This window comes from Shewanella abyssi, assembly GCF_023284025.1.
GTDB classification, from domain to species: domain Bacteria; phylum Pseudomonadota; class Gammaproteobacteria; order Enterobacterales; family Shewanellaceae; genus Shewanella; species Shewanella abyssi.
Map to the genome: position 1 here is coordinate 1 of NZ_JAKIKR010000063.1, position 23,877 is coordinate 23,877.

Here is a 23,877-nt window from a genome sequence, read left to right on the forward strand (position 1 = left end):
GAAGCTTCACTCGGCAATTGCTCCCTGCATTGCTCTACCTCCTGAATCTGACCTACACGGACGTAGGAAATGCCATTGTTGTTGGAACTATCAACGGCCATTCAGTCGCGGAATGACGGATCTGGCTCAGATGTTAGACGTAAACTAACCTCCCAGCTGAAAAACTATAATCGAGGCTTTAGACTCGAGCCATCTTGATCCATGCTGTGCTCTGCCAGCCACTGCGTTGCATCAGCCTGCCCCATGAGCTTAATCAATGTTGGTTTAAGGTAATGTCCTAAAGCGGGTTTGCGCCAATACATATATCCCGGTAGCGATTGCACCGATCCGGCGCCAAATGTGCGCTGAATTAGGCTTGAAAACTCGGCCAAGCTGTCCGCGTTCGGGATCTCGATGTGGGGCCTAACATCGCTCCAGAATGCTTTAAAGCTATTGAATGATGCGAGCTCTTTGGCAGTATAGCGAGTCAGCACCTGTGACATCACCGGCACACTCCAATGGGACATAAACTCCACATTCGCCATTACATCAATATTGCGTCTATGGTACTGCTGCCACGCTAAGCTCAGGCTATTCGTCTCTTTAGCGATACGCCAAATCAAGTAGAGATCCGCTAACCATTCATGTTGAAAAGGAGTGGTTATTTCAGTATTCATCTCATTGAGGGCTTCAATCGCTTGCAGGTGACCTAACTCATGCCAATAGGTCAGTTCCTTTTGCCGATGAAGGCTCAAAGAAAAGTGACCGGATCCCCAATTGACACTGCGTTTGTGGGGAAGTTTTGAAAAGTCGGTGACTAACACGCCTGCGACTTTGGCATGCTTGAGAGGCAACACAATCGCCGCGCGGGCGCCTAATGACACTTGTATCACTTGCGTATTCGGTAACTGTTCTCTGGCAAGTAGTGGTAGCTGGCTTAAGCAATACTCAAGCTGCTTAAGCTCGCACACAAGGGCTTTTTTCGCGCCAATATCATCCCAAATAAAGCCACTTGTGAGCGCAATGCTAAAGGCTAGTGAGCCGAGCATTAATGAGGTCGCACTAGTGATTTGTGCAAGCGGTGCTCACTACTGATTTGCCATGATGTTTTCAATAATCGCTGTAGTTGAAATGCCCTCTTCAAAGCCGAGTACTTTAACGTGACCACCAGCCGCTATCACCTCCTTGCCACCGGCGATATCTTCAACCTTGTAATCGCCGCCTTTTACAAGCAGGTTTGGTAATAAGCGAGCAATAACACGCTGAGGGGTATCTTCGCTAAAAGGCACTACCCAATCGACCGAAGCAAGGCCGGCTAATACTGTCATCCGTCGGTCCTCTGGGTTTACCGGACGTCCCTCACCTTTAAGGCGCTTTACTGAGGCGTCACTATTGACCGCGACGATTAATCGGTCACCTAACGCTTTAGCTTGTTGTAGGTAGCTAACATGTCCAGCATGTAGAATATCAAAACAACCATTGGTCATCACTACACGCTCACCGCGTAACTTGGCTTGCTCTAAGGCATACACCAGCTGATCTTCACTCACGGCACCAAAGCCTGATTCACCCTGGTTCAAAGACAAGGCTTCAATTAACTCAATTCGTGTCACGGTTGAGGTGCCTAACTTGGCAACCACGATCCCAGCAGCCGTATTGGCAATGGCGCAGGCTTGCGCTAAGTCACTCCCTGCCGCAATCGCTGTCGCGAGCGCTGAAATAACCGTATCACCCGCGCCAGTGACATCGTAAACCTCACGGGCAACCGTCGGTATATGTAGCTCAGGCTGATCTTTAGTGATTAATGTCATGCCTTTTTCTGAGCGGGTGACTAACATGGCGTGTAGTTCAAATTGCGTCAGCAAAGCTTGAGCCTTAGCGACTAAATCGGCTTCCGATTCGACCTTGCCTACCACGGTTTCAAACTCACTCATATTCGGCGTTAATAGATAAGCCCCACGGTAACGCGCAAAATCGCTGCCTTTAGGGTCAACTAATACCTTGACCCCTTTGTCGTTCGCCGACTGAATAAAGGCTTCAGGAGAGATAAGTGCGCCTTTGGCATAATCAGACAAGACAGCAACGTCAACATTATCTAGCTGTGAAATGCTTTTTGCGAGCAGTGCATCACTTTCTGCTTTCGAATAACTCTCTTCAAAATCTAACCGCAATAACTGTTGATTACGCGACATAACTCGTAGCTTGGTGATGGTCGGTTTGCCAGCCACTCGATGCCAGTTAGGCTCTACACCTAACGCTTGAATACCGGCAGTCAATGCATCAGCGGTCTCATCAACACCGACGATACCCGCAAGGCTGGCTGTACCACCTAGAGTCGCTATATTAATCGCCACGTTAGCCGCTCCGCCAGGCCTGTCTTCAATCTGTTCCACTTTGACAACAGGAACCGGTGCTTCCGGAGATATACGCGCGGTTGAGCCCGCCCAGTAGCGATCTAACATTACATCACCAACGACGAGTACCTTGGCGTTTTCAAATGCTGGCAGAGAAATCTTCATAATGACCGTGTCTTTCACAAATTTACTGATGATTGTACCTAATTTTTAATGATTTTAAGTAAGTTTGCGTTAGAATAATGAGTAATTTTTCAATGTATTCGAGTTTTCCGTGGTAGAAAAAGCCCAGTTTTCATCTCATCTATATCATCCTAAGTACTGGCTCTTGTGGCTAGGCGTTGCAATGATGCGTTTAACGCAAGTATTACCACTGCGTCTTCAAATGAAGATCGGCGCGGCGATTGGCAGAATCGCAATGAAGTTAGTCGGCAAACGAGTTAACACTGCCAAGCGTAATTTGCAGCTGTGCTTTCCTGATATGACCGAAGCTGAGCAGCAAGCATTATTGCGTGAAAACTTCGAACAAACAGGCAAAGCCATCTTCGATACCATTAATGGTTGGTGGTGGTCTGATGAAAAAATTCAGCAACATATGACCATTAAAGGTCAAGAACATGTCGAGCAAACACTGAATAGTGGCCAAGGGGTCATCTTATACGCCGTTCACTGCCTGCCATTAGAGATGGGAGCGCGGATCTTCGGTCAGTTCCAGCCCGGGGTGGGCGTCTATCGACCACACAATAATGCGGTGATGGAATACTTGCAGGTCAAAGGTCGCTTACGATCTAATAAGGCGCTAGTACCGAAAAGAGACTTACGCCAAATGGTACGTAGCCTAAGAGCACCAAATGTTATTTGGTACACTGCGGATCAAGATTTTGGCCGTTCTAGTGCCACATTCATTCCTTTTTTCGCCGTTAAAGAAGCTGCCACCATTACCGGCGCAACCACCCTAGCACGACTCGGTAAAGCCAAGGTGCTACCGTTTTTTGTTGAGCGAAACAGTACCGATACCGGTTATAACATCGAGATAAAGGCGCCGCTAGAAGACTTTCCAGGCGAAAATGAGATTGAAGATGCTAAGCGTGGCAATAAAATTATTGAAGATATAATTTGTCGCAACAAAGGCCAATATATGTGGTTGCATAGACGCTTTAAAACTCGTCCAAAAGCGGAAGACCCATCGTTATATAAATAACAACTCTTAACCCAAATAATGTCAAAACCCTTTGTAGCGCATGCAAAGGGCTTCCACTCTACTTTTTCGGCGAAATGTGTTCATCTTTAGCCAATTTTAAATCAGCTATTTCAACACCCTGTCTCAACTGATTGTTTTTAGCTACCCCGATAATGTTCAAGCCTCTGCTAGCGCTTAACAACGCTTAATGATAAATACCCAAGGCTGCTATTTTTAGCGCCCTTTTTTATCTATAAAATAGAGTATATTTGACACTGCTGATAATCAGTATTAATGTCAAAAAGACAAACTCGACCGCACTCTCTCAGCAAGTATGGTTCCCACGGGTCCAATACGTTATGGAAATTATCTATGTCTTTAAGCCAAACCGATCTTACCCGCATCGCCTTAGATATTACTGCTGGGCTTTCTGATCATGACAGATTCTCGCGCTTACTCGATACCATAAGGCAAACCTTGCATTGCGACGCCGCCGCGCTTTTGCAATTTACCGGACAGCAATTTAATCCACTGGCTATTGATGGCCTCAGCCCTGATGTGCTGGGGCGACGATTTATTATCAGCGAACATCCACGACTCGAAGCCATCGCCCGTGCCGGTGATATTGTGCGTTTCCCCGCCGACAGTGAACTGCCCGATCCCTACGACGGCCTTATCCCTCATCAAGGTGATAACTTAGTGGTACACGCTTGTATTGGATTACCGCTGCTGGCAAATGGCGACTTAATTGGCGCGGTCACCATCGATGGTTTTGACCCTAAACAATTTAACGCTTTCAGTGACAATGAACTACGCACCCTCAGCGCGATTGCGGCCGCTTCACTAAGCAATGCATTAATGATCGATAAACTCGAGAAGCAAGCGCTGCAATCACAGGAAATCACCACCGTCAGCCGCATAGATCCAGACTCCCGCGTGGAGATGATAGGCCACTCAATGGCGATAAACTCCCTTAAAAATGAGCTTAACGTGGTGGCAAATACCGATTTGAACGTGCTTATTTTAGGGGAGACTGGCACAGGTAAAGAGTTGGTAGCAAAATCTGTGCATCAACAGTCCAATCGTGCCAAGCAGCCACTAGTCTATTTAAACTGCGCTGCGCTACCGGAATCAGTCGCGGAGAGCGAGCTATTTGGCCATGTAAAAGGCGCGTTTACCGGCGCAATAAGTCATCGTAGTGGTAAATTTGAAAAAGCCGACAACGGCACACTTTTTCTAGATGAAATAGGCGAACTACCCTTAAGTTTACAAGCCAAGTTATTAAGAGTGCTGCAATACGGTGACCTGCAAAAAGTCGGTTCAGATAAAAGTTTAAAAGTTGATGTTCGTATCATCGCTGCCACCAATAAAGACCTAAAACAGGAGGTACTCGCTGGGCGCTTTAGGGCCGACCTTTATCATCGCCTCAGCGTATTCCCCATTGTGGTTCCGCCCTTAAGCGAGCGTGATGGTGATGTCACTCTATTAAGCGGTTTCTTTGTCGAACGCTGCCGACAAAAACTAGGCCTTAAGAGCCTTAGGCTAGACGCAAGCAGCCTTGCTCTTCTCAATGACTATGATTGGCCCGGTAATATCCGCGAGTTGGAACATGTACTACACCGTGCATCAGTGCTATCTCGCGCGCAATCGTCATCGGACAGTTGTCTTATCACGCCGCAATATTTTGACTTTCATGTGCAGCCACAAACTGCCGCAGTAAAACCTAAAGCGAAAGCGAGCCACGCCACATTGCCCAGTAACCGAACGTTAAAGCAGGCAACCGCAGCTTTTCAGTCGCAATATATTCAGCAAGTATTAACCGACAATGAAGGTAACTGGGCGGCAACTGCTAGAGCACTTGCACTCGATTCAGGCAACCTGCACCGACTGGCTAAACGGATCGGAATAAAGTAGTCAGCGACAGCTAAATAAATGCTCATAGGGATTAAGGGCAATAGCTGTTATAAATGAGTCCGACTTGAACTCGCTCTGATACGTTGCAAAAGGATGATGCACATTGATGACATCGGCAAATAAACACTTTTTCATTAGCCTACTTTTTGCCCTAGGTTTTATCTCAAATGGAGCAATTGCTACAGAGCAACAGCCTCTATCGGCAGTTGAATATCGTTGCGATCTCAGTGCACAAGCCGCACCACTGTATCAAACAGAACAACGCATTCAATATCGTCGACTAAGCAATGGTTTGCAGGTGAGAACACTAGCCATTGCTGACTCGTCATCTATCTCAATCGCCAGTCAGTTTGCTGTCGGCTCTCGCAATGAAATTGCAGGTCAAACAGGTTATGCCCATCTATTTGAACATATGCTCTTTAAGGGCAGTGAGCATACTCCCGGTGATAGTTATACTCAAACCATGAGCGAGCTAAGCGGCCAGTTTAATGCCAGCACCTTTTTTGACTTCACCAATTATTACTTAACCATTCCTACCCAAGCTTTAGAGTTAAGTTTGTGGCTGGAAGCGGATCGCTTTAGGTATCCAGCATTAACCCCAGCGACAGTCGCCAATCAGCAAGCTGCTGTGTATGAGGAGATGGCCACCAGCATTGATAACCAGCCTTATGTGCGTAAAGCGATGGAGTTTCTGCTTGCACAAGTCCAAGGCACACCCTATGGCCATGCGGTTATTGGTAGCATTGCCGATGTTAAAGCTGCCACGCCAGCATCACTGAACCAATTTCATCAAAATTATTATCGACCCGACGCCATGCAATTAACCTTGGTGGGTAATATCCCTGCACAAACCAACAACTGGATAGATAACAGTTTTGCCAGCTGGCAAAAACCAGCAACCGCTAAAGCGACCATGCCTGATCTGCACATTGATGCCAAAGCCGTTCACGCTGAGATAATCGATGAGAGAGGCCCTTGGCCTGCGGTATTACTCGCTTGGCATACCGCCGGCACAAATTCAGCCGATGCGCCAGCATTGGCGCTACTGGAAGCGTATCTCTTTCAAAACAAGAGTAGCCTGATTGAGCGTACTAGCCTTCAAGATCCCGACCAGCTGCTTAGCTATTCTATTCCATTAAAAATGCAGCACCATGGTGTGACTAATCTGGTGTTAGTTCCCCGAGCACGAACGTCACTTGATACCTTAACCAGCAACGTGGACAAACTGATTGAGTCAGTCACCATTGAGCCTATCCCCGCCGAGGAGCTTTGCCAGCTTAAGCAGATCTGGCTAGATAAAAAACTGTCAATATTAGATAGTCCATCGGCACTGTCTCGACATCTTTCTGCGACCATAGAAAAAGATACCCAAGCGCCATTAACGGCGCAGTGGCAACGGATCAATGCCGTCAGCGCGGCGGATCTACAGCGAGTCAGCGAGCGCTATTTTAAGCACAAACGCGTCAGACTCGACCTACTCCCTCCCTGGCACATACGCGCCGCCAAGACGGTTTTGGAGTGGTTGCCTAAAGGTGCGGCAGACAGTCTTGAAGAGAGTGTAATGTAATGGGTTATCGGATAAGAACTATCGCCATAATAATCAGCTCTGTAAGAATCAGCTCCATAAAAATCAGTGCCATAAAGGCGACCACTATCAGCTTAGTCGCCTATCTAGGCTTAACGTTACTAGGCTGCCAACAGACACAAATCGATTTTACCGATACAAGCGCCGCCAGTTTGCCCCAGTTTACCCCGATTAAAGGCGCACCTGCGGTTGAACCAATGCGCTTTGAACAAACCCACACAGCTCAACAACAAGCACTGCCAAACGGTAGCAAGTTGTTTATGCTTAACGACCAAAAATCTGGCTTAGATCATCTTACTCTCGTTGCCTATAGCCCTAAGCAGCCTTTTACAAATGTAGACGTGTTGATCAGAGCATTCGAAGAGAAACGCCGTTGGCTTGTGGCTAATACAGCACTGAGTTGTGCCCAAAGCCTCACTTTCAGACCCTCTTTACACAGTATCGCCATTGGTATTAGTTGCCATCAACTTCCCACTGAAGCCAGCGAACTCTTAATCAGTTTCTGGCAAGCTAACAGCTTTGACAACATCGATATTGCCAATGTTAGACGGCAGTTAAAGCTCGCTAAACACATTAACGCGTTTAGTGGCGCAGAGATCAATACCGTCTGGGCTAAAACCATTCTCGGTGAACAGCACATCTATAACCAAGCGCTTAACGACAGCTCACTTGCGGATAGCTTAACGCTTGAAAGCCTTAATCAGATCAGAGAACAGATCCAATCTCAAGCGGACTGGGCGGTATTAACAAACCCAAAATTACTGCAAGATAACCGCGAGCAACCACAAACATTGCTGGCAGCGGCCTTGGAGTTGAATAACACCACCGGAATAATCAAAGATGACAATCAACACATAGAGGCACAACCCCTGTCTGTTGTGCCTTTAGGCAATAGCAGTAAAACGCTATACATTATTGATGCCCCCGGTAGCGTGCAAACCCAGGTAAGGATCGGCTACCCACTAACGCGAGACTTAAAAGAGACACAAGTAAATCAGCCATTATTACCAAGCCAAGCTAGCACTGGCGCCCAAGATTGCCAAATACTGGCAAGCTGGCTGGGGCGCAGTTTTTCCGGTCGATTATATTACGATCTGCGTGAAGTTCGTGGGCTAACTTACGGCATATACGGCCGCTGTTATGACAATCCTCTATCGCGTACCATCAAATTCTACGGCAGCACGAAACTGCAACATACTGGCGCTTTTATCGATGGTGTCCTTAAGCATTTAGCACTAGCAGCAGAAAGCCCTGCCAGTCAGGCTGAGTTAACCGCAGTTAAAACTTACAACACCAGCAAATTGCTGCTACGCCAAGATAACCCCATGGCGCTAGAGGTCGATACCATTAGACAACTCACCTCCGGCTATTCACCGCTATATCCACAAGAGTTTGCAGCCAACATCGATGCGCTCACCGCTGAGCGATTACAGACGATTGCCGCCAAGGTGTTTAGTCGCTCGCCCTACATTGTGATCCGCGGCGATGCAGACAAAATTAGTGCCGATCTACAGCAGAAGCTCCCTGACTGGCAGTTAATTGAAGTGTCCGCAAATTAGTCGTTATAATACGCGCCATTCGGAATTGGATACGACGACCTAGATGACATTTTCAAGCGCGCTAGCACAAGAAAAAAATGCAGGGCAGGAACAAGCATCAATGGGCCCGCTTGCACGTTACCAGCAACAACTCGCGCAAGCTGAATTTGTTGACGATGTAAGTCAGTATCAAGCAATCCAAGCCTTAGAAACATTGTATCGCTCGCTCACATCCTCAAAGCCAAAATCTACAGCTAAGCTCAAATCTACAGCTAAGACAACAGTAACAGGGCTGTACCTATGGGGCGATGTTGGCCGCGGGAAAACATTCCTGATGGACCTTTTTTACGACAGTGTAGAGAGCACGCCTAAATTACGGCTGCACTTTCATCGTTTTATGGCTCGAATTCATAAAGAGATGATCGCGGAATCGGGTAACAGAGAGCCCCTAGCCCGGATTGCCAAGCGTATCGCCAGTGAGTGCAACATACTGTGCTTTGATGAGTTTTTCGTCTCCGATATCGGTGATGCGATGATCCTAGGCAAACTTTTCGAAGCGCTATTTAGTGAGGGGGTGACCTTAGTCGCCACCTCAAACATTCCCATCAATGAGCTATACCGTAACGGCTTACAACGGCAACGGTTCTTGGCCACTATCGATTTATTAAATGAGTTTACCCTTGAGATCCATCTTAATGGCAAAACTGACCATCGACTGCATCACGGCGTTATTCAACAGCGCTACTTTATTAATGACACGGGAACTAGTCGTGACACGGACACAGCGCAAAGCCAGCATAACGCTTTTGCAGAGCGCTTTAACGCAATGTCTGCAGCAACAGAGGCCAGCTCTACAGCAGCCAACTCTGCAAAGCTGGTAGTGCATGGCAGAGTGATTGAAACCATCAAGTACGATGACCATATCGCTTGGTTTCGCTTTGATGCGCTGTGCGATGGCCCGCGATCGCAGCTAGATTACATCGACATCGCCACTCGCTTTAAAGTCGTCATGTTATCTGAAGTGCCAATATTAGGCGGTGAACCCAGAGGTTGGATCCGTGCTCGAGGTACAGAAGATGGGGTTATCGCCATCGAAACAGGCGAACGACAGTTGTCTTATGCGGTGAACGATGATCCTGCGAGGCGATTTATCAGCTTGGTCGATGAGCTTTATGATCAAGGCGTTGAGCTGTACATTCAAGCAGATGTGGCAATGGAAGATCTCTACAGCGGCGGAGCGTTAAGTTTTGAATTCAGGCGCACCTTAAGCCGACTAACCCAGATGCAGTCGTTAACTTATTCGAATGATTAAGCTAATGGTGACTGATTTGATAATGCCTTTCGACATTCACCGTCACTTCGCCCCACTTTGAATTGGCGACTCGAGATTGATGCGCTTTAAATGAGGTGTCATCAATAAACTCCTCATAAACATTAAAACGATGGCTATGGTCACTGTCTTGTGAAACTTCAAACACGATACAACCAGGCTCGTTTTTTGTGAGCTCAATGTGTGTCAACAGTGCGTCTTTTATTATTGTTAACTCAGACTCCTCAACCAGGATATAGCCCGATAAAATGACCTTACTCAAAGCATGTTCCCTGCAGCAAATAGCAACTCCCTAGCACTATACATTAGAGCTAGCTGTTGATGGCATAATCAAAATTATAATGGTGTACTCCGGCCGCTATTTTTATCGTCATAACACCGGAGATCCCGCTTAACTTCTCAGTGCCAGAATCTGGTACCACTAGCACAGACAAGGTATCGGCGCCTCGGTTCATCACCCCCGTATGATGCAGTGAAACTTCTCCACTGAGGCCATCGATAACGCCAGTGAAGGACTCAATAGCCACATAAGCTGCAGAGTTAGCTATAGCGGTGCGCTTACTCAACATTTGACCTTGACTAGTGCCACTTATATCACCGCTAAATGTTTTGCTAAACGACATGCGTCCTGCATCAATGGGATCATCGGTTGCTGGGGTAAAATCAATTGAAAACTGCCCTTTCGCTATCATATATCTCTCCGACGGTTAGATTAGTCGATGGGTTTAACCATTGTTGGCCGACCCATCGTATTGACACTTTGCACTTTTACACTATTACACTATTCACACAATATAAAAAAATTGACACGCTGGCGTAATCGCTACTCGTGATATTTGCGAATAACAGCCACTTTCTCGTCTTCTATCTCTAGCACTTCCATCATGATAGAAGTGTATGAGTTCTCTTGCTTAGTCTGTGGGTGGATCCCTTTCGCGCTATGGCGATAGCGGATCGCTATTGCGGAGTCGTTAAAGGTAAATAGGTTTAGCAGTTCCGCTTTATATTCAGTATGTGCACCAAGATAGAACGTCATCCCTTTACGCATACTTTGCTTGCCATCAGCCGCGCGAGAGTCGTCTGTTTGATAAGGAAGGTGTTGATGACCAACGTCATCCGTCAACAACGCTAAGTAATTCTCTAGCTCTTTATCTGTAGCATTTGGTGCTTGAGATGCAACCATGGCCTCAAAATAGTGTTGAGCAATTTGTTCCATCTCGCTTTGGCTACTCTGTGCCTGTGCTGAATTTATCGCTAATAAACTAAATACCGCAATCATCAAACGCTTCAAAATTAACTCCCTTTACTTGCTCATTTTAGCAGCCGAAGCCGCTACATTGAGGGAGTACCATAACATCTTTAAGGATGGTCTCCCGAAACAGCAGTTGTGAATGTAACCTTGCCTGCCTCGTCATACTGTTCAACACGTTTTTGCATAATGTAATGAGTCCCACAGAGTGTTATCCAGTAACTAAAAAGTGCATAAGGTTATTATCGTTTAAGCTAGGGACTCCTATGTAATAACGAACGAAGACTAGAAACTTTAACAAAGATTGTGGCTAGAATAGCGCGATTAAACAGCTTAAACGCCCCAGTGGTCAGATCAGTTAATAACTAAAAACAACTATCTTATAGATGTAAACCTTCCTAACTTCTATGTTCTTTGCTTTATGACTCCCGAAAATCATTAAGAGATAAAAACCGATTCATTGCTATAAGGAATATTTCCCATTTACAGAATTAATTATTAAGCGAACGTCCGTACCACTTTAGTCAATAATTTATCTATTGATTGTTATTTGACACTTGTGGAGTGAACCGCTAAATACGTACATATAAACATGTATAAAACCACGAAAAGAACAACGATACCATAATGCTAAAGAATAAAACCCCAACAAGTAAAAGTGTATAAAAAATAAATTACTCCCTACAATCTCATAACCACTAATAATAAACACACACGCTAATCAAAGGTGGGTAAAATACAAACAAATAATACTAATCAATATGTAGACCGTGCATAAATACATATTTACTCAAACATGATCCACATCAAAAACATTAACAATACAGCTGTAACAGCAACAAACAATAGGCCATCATATATAACCAACCAAAATGTAAAACACCAATAAGAAATACAACTCATGCTATCAATATCAATTAAGACCAAAATATCAATTATTGCCTTAATAGCATTCATTGCTCTTTCAGTTGTGGCATTAATGATATCAAGCACTCTTAAATACAATACTACCACCGTGAGTAATATAAAAAATGTCGACTACCCAATATTAAGTATATCTTCATTAAACAAAGTATTAATGGTTCAAGCCTCAGAGCGTTTCAACATAGCGGTAACATTGGGAGATATGGAGTATTTAGAAGCGAGTTATCAACTTGAAAATCAGATACATGAAGGGCTTTCAAGACTAAAGTTACTCCAAGGAAGCGACAGTAGTGTTGATATTGAGGTTTTAGACAGGAATGTAAAAAACTACTTCTCAAAAGCAAAGTTAATAGCAACAGGAATTATTGACGGCTCAATGCCTTTATCAGAAGCCGCTGGTATGGCGAAAAATAATAGCATTCTACTGGGATCTATTAACAATTCATTAAAGCTGCAATACAAAACACAGCAATCACAATTCGATGAATTAGTTAACAACTTAGCGTTCGAGAATGATTATGTCGCAAAAAAAATACAAATAACGACTGCCCTATGCCTCATTATCATCGTTATTCTTGCAGGGGTTATTATTACCGGAATAAAAAATGATTTAGAAAAAATAATAAACAAGATGAAGGATATTTCTTCAGGCCAAGGGGATTTAACCGCCAGATTAGAACATAACAAAAATGATGAATTAAAAGACCTCGTAGACCACTTTAATTTGTTCGTTGAAAAGCTCCACCAGAATATCAGTAGCGTAATGAGCAATATCGTCTCCTTAAAGGATATTTCTCAGAAACTTACTCAAACAAATACCATGACTCAATCATTGTCGAGAGAACAACTCAGATCTATCGAGGAGGTTGCTTCAGCGGTGAGTCAAATGTCGGAAGTCGCTCAAGATATTGCAGGAAATGCCACCAATACAGCAGGAGCGGTCAGCAATGCTCTTACTTTATCTAGACAGGGAAGTGATTTTGTTCAAGAAACAATAGGTGCCATCAATTATTTAGTCACTGATGTGAAAGATGTGGTGGATGTCGTTTCAGAATTGAGTAGTAGTACAAAAAGTGCAGAGTCGATTTTATATTCTATTAATTCAATTGCTGAGCAAACTAATCTACTGGCGCTAAATGCTGCCATTGAAGCGGCCCGAGCTGGTGAGCAAGGCAGAGGGTTTGCAGTCGTCGCTGACGAAGTACGTACATTGGCCTCGCGTACTCAAATTTCAACCAAAGAGATCCAACAAGTTCTCGAACAACTGCAATCACAAACCAGTGTGGCAATGAAGCTTATCTCAGGCAGTGTGGTAAATGCGGAGCAGTGCACCAATAGAAGCAACGAAGCTGAGTCTGCTCTTCTGAAAATAATGGATAACGTGTCAGATGTTGAGCTGCGCAACGAATTAGTTGCGGCAGCGACCGAAGAGCAAGGACAAACAACACTGCAAATTGAAAGGCACCTGCTATCGATTAGAGATCTGTCCCATAAAACAGCTGAGAGCGTAGATCTTGCCAACAAGGTAGCCATTGATATTCAAAAAATTGAGGAAAACTTAGCCTCAGTTACCGCGCAATTTAAAGTTAACAGCTAGCCCTGAACACTATCAGGAAATCAATAAACAAGAATATTCAACTAACCAGAAGAGAACAAAAAGGCTATGAAAAAAAGTATTACAGCCATTTTAATTGCTGCGGCAATGATGCCGAACTGCGCCAGCGCAGCAAGTATGGATGACCTACGGATCAGCGGCTTTGGCAGCATTGGTGTGGGTACCGCAAGTAACAATGTCGGCTACGCTGGATATGATGAAGAAGTCGACTTCAAACAAGACACCCTTGTTGGATTGCAATTCGACTTTAACATAAATGACAAGGCCAAAGTGACCACTCAATTAGTCGCTAATGGCCGCTATGATTTCGAGCCAGCGATAGAAGTTGCCTATTTAAGTTATGATTTCGACCGATTTACTGTACGTGGGGGCAAGATGCGTACCCCCTTCTACATGTACTCAGACTATCTCGATGTCGGCTATGCCTATCCAATGCTACGCCCATCTCAAGAGATTTATGAGAACTTAATCATCAGTAACTATACCGGTGTTGATCTCCTTATTCCGATCACTATTGGCGATACCACCTTACAACTGCAGGCATTTACAGGTGTTTCCCAAGTTGAAGAACGAGATTCGACCATGGGTGAGAAAGGGGACCCAACCTTTGGTTTACAGATTGATATTAACAAGGTGGTCGGTGCCACAGTGCATTGGTATATCGATGATTGGACGCTTCGCTACGCATATGCGCAAGGTGAAACAGGTGAAACCGGCGTTATAGAAATGGACTCCATGGTTGCCAATAAAGATGCTACTTTCTCATCTGTTGGTCTGCAATACAATGACGGTAGCCTTCTCGTAAACCTAGAAGCCATGAGTATGAAATTAGACGGTGTATTTCATGACAATGAAGGCGTATCAGGTTTACTCGGCTATCAGATTGGCAATTTTATGCCCTATATCTCTGCCAGCTGGATTAATACCACTGATGATGAAGAGCGAGAAAATACCGGAGCCCTACAACGTTATGAGCGCCTCTCTTATTCCGTAGGAAACCGCTGGGATTTCGCGCAAAACATGGCACTAAAAATTGATGTTACTTACGTTGACTACCGAGATACATACGGTGGTTATGGTGCCAATATAGAGTACCAAAACATCGGCGGTAACATAGTGCCGGTCGGTGCTCGTTATGATGATACCTTCGTGTATTCAATGTCCGTTGATTTTGTTTTTTAAGGTACCAAAATGAAAAAAATTCTATTAGTTGGCTTAGCCGTTATCTCTTTTAATTCAGCAGCGGGTGTTGTCGTTATCGGTAATACTCAAGGTGCGGACTCTATCAGTTTAAACGCCGTTAAAAACCTATATTTAGGCAAGTCTACACAAATTGATGGCTCTAAAGTGTCCCTATTTGAATTACCGGAAGGGGCTGCTGAACGTATTGCGTTTCACAGCAAAACAACCGGTCGAAATGATGCTCAGTTGCAATCGAATTGGTCTCGTTTAGTCTTTACAGGTAAAGCGGTAGCACCAGAAATTGTTGTAGATTCGACAGCTATTATCAACAGCGTTAAATCAACAAATAATGCGATAGCTTATATTGATGAAGCGGATGTCACTACTGATGTAAAAGTACTACTAAAGCTGTAGTGAGTTGACGAGGCAGGTTTGGAATCTCACCCGACAATAAATTAGCGATTCTTATTAAGTCAGTTGTTATCCCAACTGGCTTTCTTCATAAGAGAAACAGCCTTCACTATTGTCACAAATTTAAACCAATCTGAAACGAGGCCTTTCGCTATGAATAGTTGTTCAAGCTTCAGCAAAGGTGAGCTTAAATAAACATGGCAATCATGCCGCCTATCGTCGCAACCGCTTTTACATATTGACCAGCTGTGTATGAAGAGTCTTCTTTTTCTTCTACTTGCCCAGGATGATCTAAACCTAGTGCCCCAAAAGCAAACGACTTCAAATCGGTTTCATCATCAGTATCCATTGTGGCTGCCGCTGGCTGTTGCTCTAGTGCGAGCTTGTCTTTAGCCGCATCAGAAAGCGTCACGGATGTATCTGCTGCATTTAGTTTAGCTGTCGGCTCTGCTCGTGGCGGCTTGCTAGTGTCAACCACATCATCCGTATTAACGTTTGCAGCCGCCAATCCACTTTTAACACTTGCTAAGGCGTCCAAGTTCTTGGCCAAATTACTGCTTACACCGTTAACGTATGTCATCAAATAATCCTTTACACAACTGCAAGTTATATTGATGTGCATAGTAGCAGTAAATCCATCAAATTCTAGTTAATAAGAGGTAAAACCTGATACAAAACGTATCCTTATTAAAAGCGAGTTCACTAAAGAAATTGAACGCTATTATTTGAGGGCAAATAGTGGTGTGCAGCATCACCATAGACAGTAATATTTAACTGAGTAAGCCCTTTAATCAACTGTAATAGTTGTTTGCCTTTCGGGTTGGCGATACTGTCGTTGCTCAGAAGCATAAAATGACTATTTTCGCCAAAGTGAGCCCCAAACAAGCTAACGCTTTTGCGATGATTAACAAGATACTGCTTATCAATCCAGCGCCCTGCTAAATAAATAGCATCACTTGCCGCAGAAGCGACCATAATGATGCCGATGTAACTTGGCTCGTTGGCGATAGCTTGATTGATTTGCGTAAATGGCTCTTGGTTAGCATCTAGCATTAACAGGTGCACCTCCCCGCTAACGCTTTGCAACAGCCCTTGTAGATCTTGCACCCGATTATCAACGACGACCAAAACGGCTGAGCTATCGATGTTGAGCAATGATGCTGTGGCCGGTAACTCACTCGCTATGGCTTCATTTATAAATAGCAGACAACACAACAAAAGTAGCCAGGTTAACGGAAACTGTCTGGGGAACTTAATATCTTTAGAGCTGAATTTAGTATCAACAACAGTAGCCGGCTCCGGCTCTTCATTAGTCTCTAAATTAGCGTCATCAAATAAACTGAGATGGGTCAGGCTGTCATTAAATGTTGAATATGTTGAAATGTACTTTTGGCTTTCCATGTCTGGCCTCCTACATAGGCTTTAATTTCCTCTGTTTATGTAGGTAATGCATAGAACAAACCAGTTATATTACTGGTTTGATTTCAGACAGATAACTTACGACCCCCAACCTTTAGAAAAGCAAGCTGCGGCTATTACTATTTTGCTGCGCAATCTGCAACGAAAAAAGCGACCAGACTAGGCCTGGTCGCTTTTTTATTAAATGAATTGTTTTACTCTAATAACGTGACGCTGTTAATTAAGGACTTGCTGATAAATCTCCACCACTTTTTCAGCATAATGCTTCACGTCGCTATAGGGTAAGACAGTGTTAACCTGTTGCAAAGTTAATCTATGATTCTCATCGCGAAGATGACAATAAGCATGAGTTAATGACTGAGCACTCGCGATAGGAATAAGCTCCAGCTCTGCAAGCAGCTCAAAAATACGGACATTATCGGACCAAAAAGAGAGCGATGGATACTCACTGGCATGAGCCAGTACCAGATACTGCGCGATAAACTCAATATCGGCGATGCCACCAGGGCTCTGTTTAAGATCAAACACCCCCTCCCGCACCTTGAGCAAGTGGTCACGCATTTTAACTCGCATATCGCGCACATTTTTTGCCAGCACTGCATTATCACGGCTCGTCTCTAAAACTTCCGCCCTTAACTCATTAAAACGGATGGATAGTGTATTGTCACCAAACATAAAGCGAGCTCTCACCAATGCTTGATGCTCCCAGGTCCACGCCTCTTTACGCTGATAATCACCAAAGTGTTCTATCTCACTCACTAATAGACCCGAAGCACCTGAAGGCCGCAGGCGCATATCGACTTCGTACAATTCACCCGATGTCGTGCGCGTGGAAAACAGGTGCAATATCCGTTGTGCCAGTTTTAAATAGAAGTGACCAACATCAATCGCTCTACCACCGTTAGTTTGCCCGCCCTGTGCAGCATTGTGCAAGAAGACCAAGTCAAGATCCGAACCATAGCCCAGCTCTAGGCCACCCGCCTTGCCGTAGCCTATAACGGCAAAACCCATGTCATTTCCTTTGAGCCGTTCAGGCACACCATGACGAGTGCTTACCTGCATCCAAGCTTGTTGCACGACTTGTTCAATGATCGCTTCTGCTAAAAAGGTCAGATGATCGCTTACTTGCATCACAGGTAACACGCCCGTGACATCAGCGGCGGCTATCTTAAGCTGTTGCGATAACTTAAATTGCCGCAACGCCTCCATCTGTTGCTCCATATCATCTTCAGGAATACGCAGCAGGTACTGCCTAAGCTCACTGGCATAATCATCAAGTGAAGTGGTGTCATAGAGCTGGGAAGGATCAATAAGCTCATCAAGCAGCATTGGGAATTTTGCCAACTGCTCCGCGATCCATGGACTGGCGCAGCAAAGACTGACGAGTTGTTGCCGTGCACCTGGATTTTCATAAAGCAGTTCGAGGTAGGTCGTGCGGGTTAAAATTTGATCCAACACCTTAGATACTGGCTCAAATGCTCTAGTCGGCTGCGAGTGGGCTGACAAATCACATAATAACCTTGGCATCAGCTTGTCCAGCGTTTCTCTGCCCCGTGGACCGATAGTTCTGCGTACGACCGTGTCGTACCAACGCTTTAGCATTGGCCATAATTGCAAATCAACCTCTTGCTCATCCAAAATGGCGAATGCGGTCTCCTCATCCTGGGAATTCCATAACTGCTGCGACCAGGTTTCATTGTTATCGTCTTGATTATTACCACCAACAGTCTCTTTAAAATGGCGATGAATGCAGGCCATTGCGCCTTCAATTTGTTGCCTAAGATCAACCTCATTATCAGCATTTAACGCCCAACATAGACGCTGCCAATCGAGGTCGTTTGCTGGCAGAGTTTGCGTTTGCTCGTCGTTAATGGCTTGCAGTAGGTTTTCAACACGGCGCAACAGCAGATAGCTCTGCTTCAACTCATCAAGCGCCAGATATTCAATTTGCCCTAGCTGATACAGGGTTTCAATGGCAGCGAATAAACTTTGCTGCCTTAATGAAGGCTCTCGCCCGCCACGGATCAGCTGAAAGCTTTGCACCACAAACTCCACTTCGCGAATACCACCTGCACCGAGCTTGATGTTGTCGGTGAGTTTTCTACGGCGCACCTCCTGAGTGATAAGGCCTTTCATCTTTCGCAATGATTCAATGGCAGAAAAGTCAAGGTAACGGCGATAGACAAACGGTCTTAGCAAGTCGTGTAGTTCATCGGAATCTGCCGTCCAAGGGCCTAACGCGCGCGCTTTCACCATCGCGTAGCGTTCCCAATCTCGACCTTGCTCTTGGTAATAGTCTTCAAGGCCACTAAAACTGACAACTAACGGACCGCTTTCACCGTAAGGGCGCAAACGCATATCGACACGATAAACAAAGCCATCAACTGTCATTTGATGTAATAGGTTAACCAAACGCTGTCCCATACGGATAAAAAACTGTTGGTTATCGATTGAGCGTCGTCCGCCGAGGGTTTCACCGTGTTCAGGAAAGGTAAATACCAGGTCAATATCAGATGAAAAATTCAGCTCGCGGCCACCCAGTTTTCCCATTCCAAGGATCAATAGTTTTTGTGCGACTCCCTCAGGGCTTGTGGGTGTACCGAGCATGGTGCACATATCGCGGTATAGCCAATCACGACCGGCGATAACCAATGCCTCGGCCAATGCAGATAGGTCTAACAATGACTCTTCAAGCGGGGTGTAGCCCATAAAGTCTCGCCAAGCGATACATACCATTTGGCGGTTACGATATTGACGCAGGATTTTCTTGACCTGCTCTTCATCACTCACCACATCTAACAACTTATGTAGATCGCTGTCGAATGACTTTCGTTCAATACCATTAAGCTGAGATTCAAATAGCGTGGCTATCCATTGTGGGTATCGACATAGCTGCGTCGCAACAAAATCACTGAGCGCCATAATGGTTTTAAGCTCTTGTTGCTGCTCATTCGACAAAGAGGCGAGTGCCTCGGCAGCGCTGTCGACTAACCTTTGCCAGTCGTTTTCAACGTTGGCAGCCATTTGAGTGGAAACGTCTTTTTTACCCAGTAGAGCCGCGCGCATAATAATCCCTAACAATTTCCATCATCGACATATTATGTCGAAGGTGCTATAAAAATGTAATTGAGTTTTTTATTTGATGTTGGCTACATGAGCAATTTAGTGCTTATAGGCCTTTGAAACATCAATCATTGTATTTTTGTGCTCTAATACAGAATACTATACCCAAAGCAGTAGCAATTGCAGTACAGCAAGACTGTTTCTCTCACGAATTCAATATTTCAGCAGATGACAGATTCATCTTATGTACTAAAATATCATCTTGAAAAGAGAATATAGCCCGAGTCGCTGCTATTCACTAGCGCACACCTTAACTGAATTTTGGAGAAAGCATGGCAGGAATGCTAATTCGTGTTCTCACCGTTATCATGGCGTTATCACTTGCTGGATGCGGTGATGATAGACCAGAGCAAATAGCGAAGTACCAACAGCTCACCCAGCAGCGTTTGGAAACTTTAAGCACCATGCTCAATGACGGCCAACTGCGTAATGCAAACTTATTGCAGCAATATACGCGTGTCTTATCTCAACAGAAACCTGATTTAGCGCCGCTGCTAAACGAGCTTGCAACCGATGCCACCAATCGAGGCCCGATGTTTACCTCGCTAACGCGCAGGTCAACTGAAGCTCAAAACGCGGCAAATTTTGTCGATATCGATCAGCAACTCGCCGAAGTTGAGAACCTATATCAAGCGGCGGATCCCAGTCTTTATAACGACATGCTGTCGGATCCACTCAACGTGGTAGCCGACATGTCTGATGGCGCGCTTGCTCGAGTCAACTCCATCAGTCGTGAAGCGGCGGCATTGGCTAATGGTTCGGAAGACTTCGGTGCAGGCAGCCAATTAGTCGGTAATCCGTCCTACGGCGGCTGGCAAACGGGCTCTAATGGCATGTCTATTTGGGCTTGGTACGGCATGTACTCCATGTTCTCCAATTTGACGAGAGGCCCTATCGGCTACGATCGTTGGTCAAGCCGTCGTAACTATAGCTATTACAATGATGTTGGCCGCTATCGCTATACCTCGCCTAAACAAGCCAGAGCCCAAACGCAAACCTATGAGCGCACCAAAAAGCAGTACAGCTCTCAAGGTAAGAGGTTTGACAGTCCGTACGCCAAATCGCGTACCGGCTCGACCAGCTTGTCTAGACAAAGTACCAGCACACCCAAAGCTAGTTCAACAGGACGCACTGCGAGTAAGAGCAAGTTCCGCTCAAATTACTCTAAAGACAGTAGCTTTCGTAATTCCAGCAGTCGTACTACTCGCGGTGTTCGCCGAGGCAAATAATTAAGGGACTCTTATGACATTTTTTCAAAACAACGGCATCACGCCAGATCTACTTATTATTTTGGCGATTGATCTCACCATTGCGGTGTTGCTGCTGACATTTATGCGTTACCTGCAAGGCTGGACGGTAAAAGTAAATAGCCGCAAAGAGCTAGCTGAAAATGACAATTTTGCCTTTGGCATTAGCACTGCTGGCGCAGTAGCGGCATTAGGTATTGTGCTTACAGGTGCAATCACTGGCGAAGCTGCCGAATCTTACCTAATCGAAGCCATTGGTATGACCGCTTACGGTCTATTTGGTCTTTTCTTGATTAAACTTGGTCGATTTTTACATGACAAAGTGGCACTAAATGAGATAGATAAGAACGCCCTTATCATTAAAGGCAATGTCTCCGTCGCCATTGTCGATGCCACCGCAGCAATTGCGACTGCCATTATCATTCGCTCAGTGCTGTTGTGGGCAGAAGATCTTACTGTTTATACCTTTATTGCCATCTTTAGTGCGTTTGCTATCTCGCAGCTAATGCTAGTGCTACTGACTCGCGTGCGCGCTAAGCGCTATGCTGCCCGTAATCAAAATGCGTCCATGCAGGCGGCGCTTGCCCAAGGCCAGGTCGCTTTGGCGATTAGACACAGTGGTTACATGCTCGCAATGGCATTTAGTTTCAATGCGGCAAGTCACTTTATCATCTTTAACCCAGAAGCTTATGTCGCCAACCTCATCGGTTGGTTGATGTTCTCCGTCATTATGCTGTTGTCATTATCTATTTTGATAAAGATTGTCAAAAAGTTAGTGCTCGCTAACATCGATCTTTTTGATGAAGTAGAGAAGCAACACAACATTGGTGTCGCCGCGGTTGAAATGGCGATCAGTGTTTCAATCGCGCTTATTCTCACCGCGTTAATGGCCTAAATTAAGCCTAAAGATGGGAGCGGATGACAGCGCTCCCTTTTTCATACCGTAGCAAACCAATAGACTCATCATGCAAAACACCTCTCAAAGCGACACCTTGGCTCCGAATACAACAAAACCCGTCAAACTAGGCTGGTTTGATGATGTATTACTACTCGGCATTATGGCGGTACTTGCAGGCTGCGGCTTGATCTATGAGTATCTGCTCTCCCACTATGCTGGCCGTATACTTGGCGCACTTGAAGCGGCTATTTACACCATGATAGGTCTGATGATCGTATCAATGGGTATTGGTGCCTTCGCTGCCCGTAAAATTCGCTGTGCCTTTACCGGTTTTGCCGTACTTGAGCTAACCGTTGCCCTGTGTGGCTCATTAGCCATTTTGATCACCGCTGCGGTTATTGGTTTTGGACAACAGTTACCGTTAATCGTTGCTCAAACACTGGGCCTGCCAAGCGATCAACTGCCCCATGGCGGCTTTATTGGCACCCTGCAGAAACTCAGCGAGTACTTACCTTATGTTTGGGGCGTCATTCTTGGCTTAATGATTGGTATGGAGATCCCACTCATTGCGAGGGTGCGCCAGGCACTCTCTGACGCACATTTGACCCATAATGCGGGCACTATCTATGGTGCGGATTATATTGGCGCAGGTATAGGTGCAGCCATCTGGGTTGGCTTTATGCTGGCCATTGATATCCAGTTAGCCGCGGCGTTAACGGCCAGCTTTAATCTGCTGGCAGGCTTTCTGTTTATTTGGCGCTTTTGGGCACGAATTCGTCATGTAAAGCTGCTGCTCGCTGGCCATATTGCTGCAACCGGAGTGCTGCTATTATTAGCCCTGCATGGCCCCTCTTGGGAGCAAAGTTTTAATAACTTACTCTACAAAGATAATGTGGTTTACGCTAAAGCGACTCGTTTTCAGCAACTCACTTTCACTGAGCGCTTGAGAGGCAATGGTCTTGGCCCCGTTCACTCGCTCTATATTAACGGCCGTTTGCAGTTTTCCAGCAGCGACGAACACATATACCACTCCTTTTTAGTGCACCCGACACTTGCCGCCAGTGCGCGTCATGACAAGGTGTTAATCATTGGTGGTGGAGATGGCCTCGGATTGACACAAGTGCTTAAGTGGCAGCCTAAACAGGTCACTTTAATGGACCTAGATAGAGAGTTAGTAAAGCTATTCAAAACGCCAGATACCGATATGCCAGCCCACCTAACTCAAGCGTTAATGGCATTGAACAAAGATGCGCTAAATGATCCTAGAGTTAGATTAATATTTGACGATGCTTTCAATGGGGTCGACAAGCTGCTTAAAAACGAGGAGAAGTTCGATGCGATTATCGTTGACCTTCCCGACCCAAGCCATCCAGATCTTAATAAGCTCTATTCAGATGCTTTCTATCTGAAACTCAAGGAACTTATGAGTCGTGATGCAGCCATAACCATACAGTCAACATCGCCATATCATGCACCGAAGGCATTTATTTCAGTCGCTAACACCTTGGAACTGGCAGGTTTTAAGGTGGACCAATACCACCATAATGTGCCCAGTTTTGGCGAATGGGGTTGGACTATTGCCACTTTAACTGGCAAAAGTGCCAAATCTAGGCTAAATGAAATACAGCAATTCCCTATAGATGATGCTTGGTTTACACCAGAGTTAATGCATGCAGCGTTTGCATTTCCTGGTAATTTTTATATTGATAAGCAAAACATCAAGCCAAACACGTTGGGCTCGAGTCAGTTATACCAGTACCACCAGCAAGCTTGGTTAGAAAATCAGTAAGGTTTACTTTTAAACAGCAAAGATAGCACTTGACATATTATGTCTGCGTTTAAAGATACCATCTGGACATAATATGTCAAGTGCTATCTTTGCTGTTTAAAAGTAAACCTTACTGATTTTCTAACCAAGCTTGCTGGTGG

19 protein-coding genes are annotated in these 23,877 nt (G+C 45.2%); 11 read left to right on the forward strand and 8 right to left on the reverse strand.

Annotation, left to right across the window (positions count from 1 at the left end):
- Window positions 1-164: 164 nt before the first annotated feature.
- On the reverse strand, window positions 165-1,028 hold the full coding sequence (locus L2755_RS19380) for a hypothetical protein (protein ID WP_248982323.1): 864 nt from the start codon (window positions 1,026-1,028) through the stop codon (window positions 165-167).
- A 39-nt stretch (window positions 1,029-1,067) separates the two neighbouring features.
- Window positions 1,068-2,498, reverse strand: a complete 1,431-nt coding sequence (gene hldE / locus L2755_RS19385) for a bifunctional D-glycero-beta-D-manno-heptose-7-phosphate kinase/D-glycero-beta-D-manno-heptose 1-phosphate adenylyltransferase HldE (protein WP_248982324.1) — start codon at window positions 2,496-2,498, stop codon at window positions 1,068-1,070.
- A 109-nt stretch (window positions 2,499-2,607) separates the two neighbouring features.
- Here hldE and L2755_RS19390 point away from each other — a divergent pair, with 109 nt between their 5' ends.
- From L2755_RS19390 to zapE, 5 genes are all read left to right on the forward strand, one after another.
- Window positions 2,608-3,534, forward strand: a complete 927-nt coding sequence (locus L2755_RS19390) for an LpxL/LpxP family Kdo(2)-lipid IV(A) lauroyl/palmitoleoyl acyltransferase (protein WP_248982325.1) — start codon at window positions 2,608-2,610, stop codon at window positions 3,532-3,534.
- Window positions 3,535-3,885: 351 nt separating this feature from the next.
- On the forward strand, window positions 3,886-5,427 hold the full coding sequence (norR, locus tag L2755_RS19395; protein WP_248982326.1) for a nitric oxide reductase transcriptional regulator NorR: 1,542 nt from the start codon (window positions 3,886-3,888) through the stop codon (window positions 5,425-5,427).
- A gap of 106 nt (window positions 5,428-5,533) precedes the next feature.
- Entirely contained in the window at window positions 5,534-6,994 is a 1,461-nt protein-coding gene (locus tag L2755_RS19400; RefSeq protein ID WP_248982327.1) for a M16 family metallopeptidase, read from the forward strand.
- The gene (locus tag L2755_RS19405; RefSeq protein ID WP_248982328.1) at window positions 6,994-8,571 is read left to right on the forward strand and encodes a M16 family metallopeptidase; all 1,578 of its coding nucleotides are present in this window, start codon (window positions 6,994-6,996) and stop codon (window positions 8,569-8,571) included. The genes L2755_RS19400 and L2755_RS19405 overlap by 1 nt, the downstream gene beginning before the upstream one ends.
- A gap of 43 nt (window positions 8,572-8,614) precedes the next feature.
- A complete protein-coding gene (zapE, locus tag L2755_RS19410; protein ID WP_248982329.1) occupies window positions 8,615-9,862 on the forward strand; it encodes a cell division protein ZapE in 1,248 nt (415 codons plus the stop codon).
- Window position 9,863: 1 nt separating this feature from the next.
- Here the strand turns inward: zapE and L2755_RS19415 are convergent, their stop codons facing one another.
- From L2755_RS19415 to L2755_RS19425, 3 genes are all read right to left on the reverse strand, one after another.
- Window positions 9,864-10,142 (reverse strand): putative quinol monooxygenase, encoded by a 279-nt coding sequence (locus L2755_RS19415; RefSeq protein ID WP_248982330.1) that lies wholly within the window; start codon window positions 10,140-10,142, stop codon window positions 9,864-9,866.
- Window positions 10,143-10,191: 49 nt separating this feature from the next.
- A complete protein-coding gene (locus L2755_RS19420) occupies window positions 10,192-10,572 on the reverse strand; it encodes a DUF3224 domain-containing protein (protein ID WP_248982331.1) in 381 nt (126 codons plus the stop codon).
- A 131-nt stretch (window positions 10,573-10,703) separates the two neighbouring features.
- Window positions 10,704-11,171, reverse strand: a complete 468-nt coding sequence (locus L2755_RS19425) for a nuclear transport factor 2 family protein (protein WP_248982332.1) — start codon at window positions 11,169-11,171, stop codon at window positions 10,704-10,706.
- Between the two features lie 859 nt (window positions 11,172-12,030).
- Here L2755_RS19425 and L2755_RS19430 point away from each other — a divergent pair.
- From L2755_RS19430 to L2755_RS19440, 3 genes are all read left to right on the forward strand, one after another.
- The gene (locus L2755_RS19430; protein WP_248982333.1) at window positions 12,031-13,650 is read left to right on the forward strand and encodes a methyl-accepting chemotaxis protein; all 1,620 of its coding nucleotides are present in this window, start codon (window positions 12,031-12,033) and stop codon (window positions 13,648-13,650) included.
- A gap of 66 nt (window positions 13,651-13,716) precedes the next feature.
- Window positions 13,717-14,850 carry a hypothetical protein gene (locus tag L2755_RS19435; protein ID WP_248982334.1) on the forward strand — a complete coding sequence of 378 codons (1,134 nt, stop codon included), beginning with the start codon at window positions 13,717-13,719 and terminating at the stop codon, window positions 14,848-14,850.
- Between the two features lie 9 nt (window positions 14,851-14,859).
- On the forward strand, window positions 14,860-15,264 hold the full coding sequence (locus tag L2755_RS19440) for a phosphate ABC transporter substrate-binding protein (RefSeq protein ID WP_248982335.1): 405 nt from the start codon (window positions 14,860-14,862) through the stop codon (window positions 15,262-15,264).
- Window positions 15,265-15,448: 184 nt separating this feature from the next.
- Here L2755_RS19440 and L2755_RS19445 read toward each other — a convergent pair whose 3' ends face one another.
- The 3 genes from L2755_RS19445 to glnE form a co-directional block, all read right to left on the reverse strand.
- Window positions 15,449-15,841: a hypothetical protein gene (locus tag L2755_RS19445; RefSeq protein ID WP_248982336.1), complete on the reverse strand. Its 393-nt coding sequence runs from the start codon at window positions 15,839-15,841 to the stop codon at window positions 15,449-15,451.
- A gap of 122 nt (window positions 15,842-15,963) precedes the next feature.
- Window positions 15,964-16,662 carry a DUF4347 domain-containing protein gene (locus L2755_RS19450; protein ID WP_248982337.1) on the reverse strand — a complete coding sequence of 233 codons (699 nt, stop codon included), beginning with the start codon at window positions 16,660-16,662 and terminating at the stop codon, window positions 15,964-15,966.
- 234 nt (window positions 16,663-16,896) lie between these two features.
- Window positions 16,897-19,704 carry a bifunctional [glutamate--ammonia ligase]-adenylyl-L-tyrosine phosphorylase/[glutamate--ammonia-ligase] adenylyltransferase gene (glnE, locus tag L2755_RS19455; RefSeq protein ID WP_248982341.1) on the reverse strand — a complete coding sequence of 936 codons (2,808 nt, stop codon included), beginning with the start codon at window positions 19,702-19,704 and terminating at the stop codon, window positions 16,897-16,899.
- A gap of 371 nt (window positions 19,705-20,075) precedes the next feature.
- Between glnE and L2755_RS19460 the strand changes: the two genes are divergently transcribed.
- The 3 genes from L2755_RS19460 (at window position 20,076) to L2755_RS19470 (ending at window position 23,737) form a co-directional block, all read left to right on the forward strand.
- Window positions 20,076-21,032, forward strand: coding sequence for a hypothetical protein (locus L2755_RS19460; protein WP_248982338.1), 957 nt, complete (start codon window positions 20,076-20,078; stop codon window positions 21,030-21,032).
- A 13-nt stretch (window positions 21,033-21,045) separates the two neighbouring features.
- Entirely contained in the window at window positions 21,046-21,945 is a 900-nt protein-coding gene (locus L2755_RS19465) for a DUF350 domain-containing protein (RefSeq protein ID WP_248982339.1), read from the forward strand.
- A gap of 70 nt (window positions 21,946-22,015) precedes the next feature.
- Window positions 22,016-23,737 carry a polyamine aminopropyltransferase gene (locus L2755_RS19470; protein ID WP_248982340.1) on the forward strand — a complete coding sequence of 574 codons (1,722 nt, stop codon included), beginning with the start codon at window positions 22,016-22,018 and terminating at the stop codon, window positions 23,735-23,737.
- The last annotated feature ends 140 nt before the right edge of the window (window positions 23,738-23,877 follow it).

What these genes read in the sequence shown, in the direction of transcription:
- L2755_RS19380 (WP_248982323.1), bottom strand. Translation starts at nt 1,028, where the DNA reads ATGCTCGGCTCACTAGCCTTTAGCATTGCGCTCACAAGTGGCTTTATT.
- hldE (WP_248982324.1), bottom strand. Translation starts at nt 2,498, where the DNA reads ATGAAGATTTCTCTGCCAGCATTTGAAAACGCCAAGGTACTCGTCGTT.
- norR (WP_248982326.1), top strand. Translation starts at nt 3,886, where the DNA reads ATGTCTTTAAGCCAAACCGATCTTACCCGCATCGCCTTAGATATTACT.
- L2755_RS19400 (WP_248982327.1), top strand. Translation starts at nt 5,534, where the DNA reads ATGACATCGGCAAATAAACACTTTTTCATTAGCCTACTTTTTGCCCTA.
- L2755_RS19405 (WP_248982328.1), top strand. Translation starts at nt 6,994, where the DNA reads ATGGGTTATCGGATAAGAACTATCGCCATAATAATCAGCTCTGTAAGA.
- zapE (WP_248982329.1), top strand. Translation starts at nt 8,615, where the DNA reads ATGACATTTTCAAGCGCGCTAGCACAAGAAAAAAATGCAGGGCAGGAA.
- L2755_RS19420 (WP_248982331.1), bottom strand. Translation starts at nt 10,572, where the DNA reads ATGATAGCGAAAGGGCAGTTTTCAATTGATTTTACCCCAGCAACCGAT.
- L2755_RS19430 (WP_248982333.1), top strand. Translation starts at nt 12,031, where the DNA reads ATGCTATCAATATCAATTAAGACCAAAATATCAATTATTGCCTTAATA.
- L2755_RS19435 (WP_248982334.1), top strand. Translation starts at nt 13,717, where the DNA reads ATGAAAAAAAGTATTACAGCCATTTTAATTGCTGCGGCAATGATGCCG.
- L2755_RS19440 (WP_248982335.1), top strand. Translation starts at nt 14,860, where the DNA reads ATGAAAAAAATTCTATTAGTTGGCTTAGCCGTTATCTCTTTTAATTCA.
- L2755_RS19445 (WP_248982336.1), bottom strand. Translation starts at nt 15,841, where the DNA reads ATGACATACGTTAACGGTGTAAGCAGTAATTTGGCCAAGAACTTGGAC.
- L2755_RS19450 (WP_248982337.1), bottom strand. Translation starts at nt 16,662, where the DNA reads ATGGAAAGCCAAAAGTACATTTCAACATATTCAACATTTAATGACAGC.
- glnE (WP_248982341.1), bottom strand. Translation starts at nt 19,704, where the DNA reads ATGGCTGCCAACGTTGAAAACGACTGGCAAAGGTTAGTCGACAGCGCT.
- L2755_RS19460 (WP_248982338.1), top strand. Translation starts at nt 20,076, where the DNA reads ATGGCAGGAATGCTAATTCGTGTTCTCACCGTTATCATGGCGTTATCA.
- L2755_RS19465 (WP_248982339.1), top strand. Translation starts at nt 21,046, where the DNA reads ATGACATTTTTTCAAAACAACGGCATCACGCCAGATCTACTTATTATT.
- L2755_RS19470 (WP_248982340.1), top strand. Translation starts at nt 22,016, where the DNA reads ATGCAAAACACCTCTCAAAGCGACACCTTGGCTCCGAATACAACAAAA.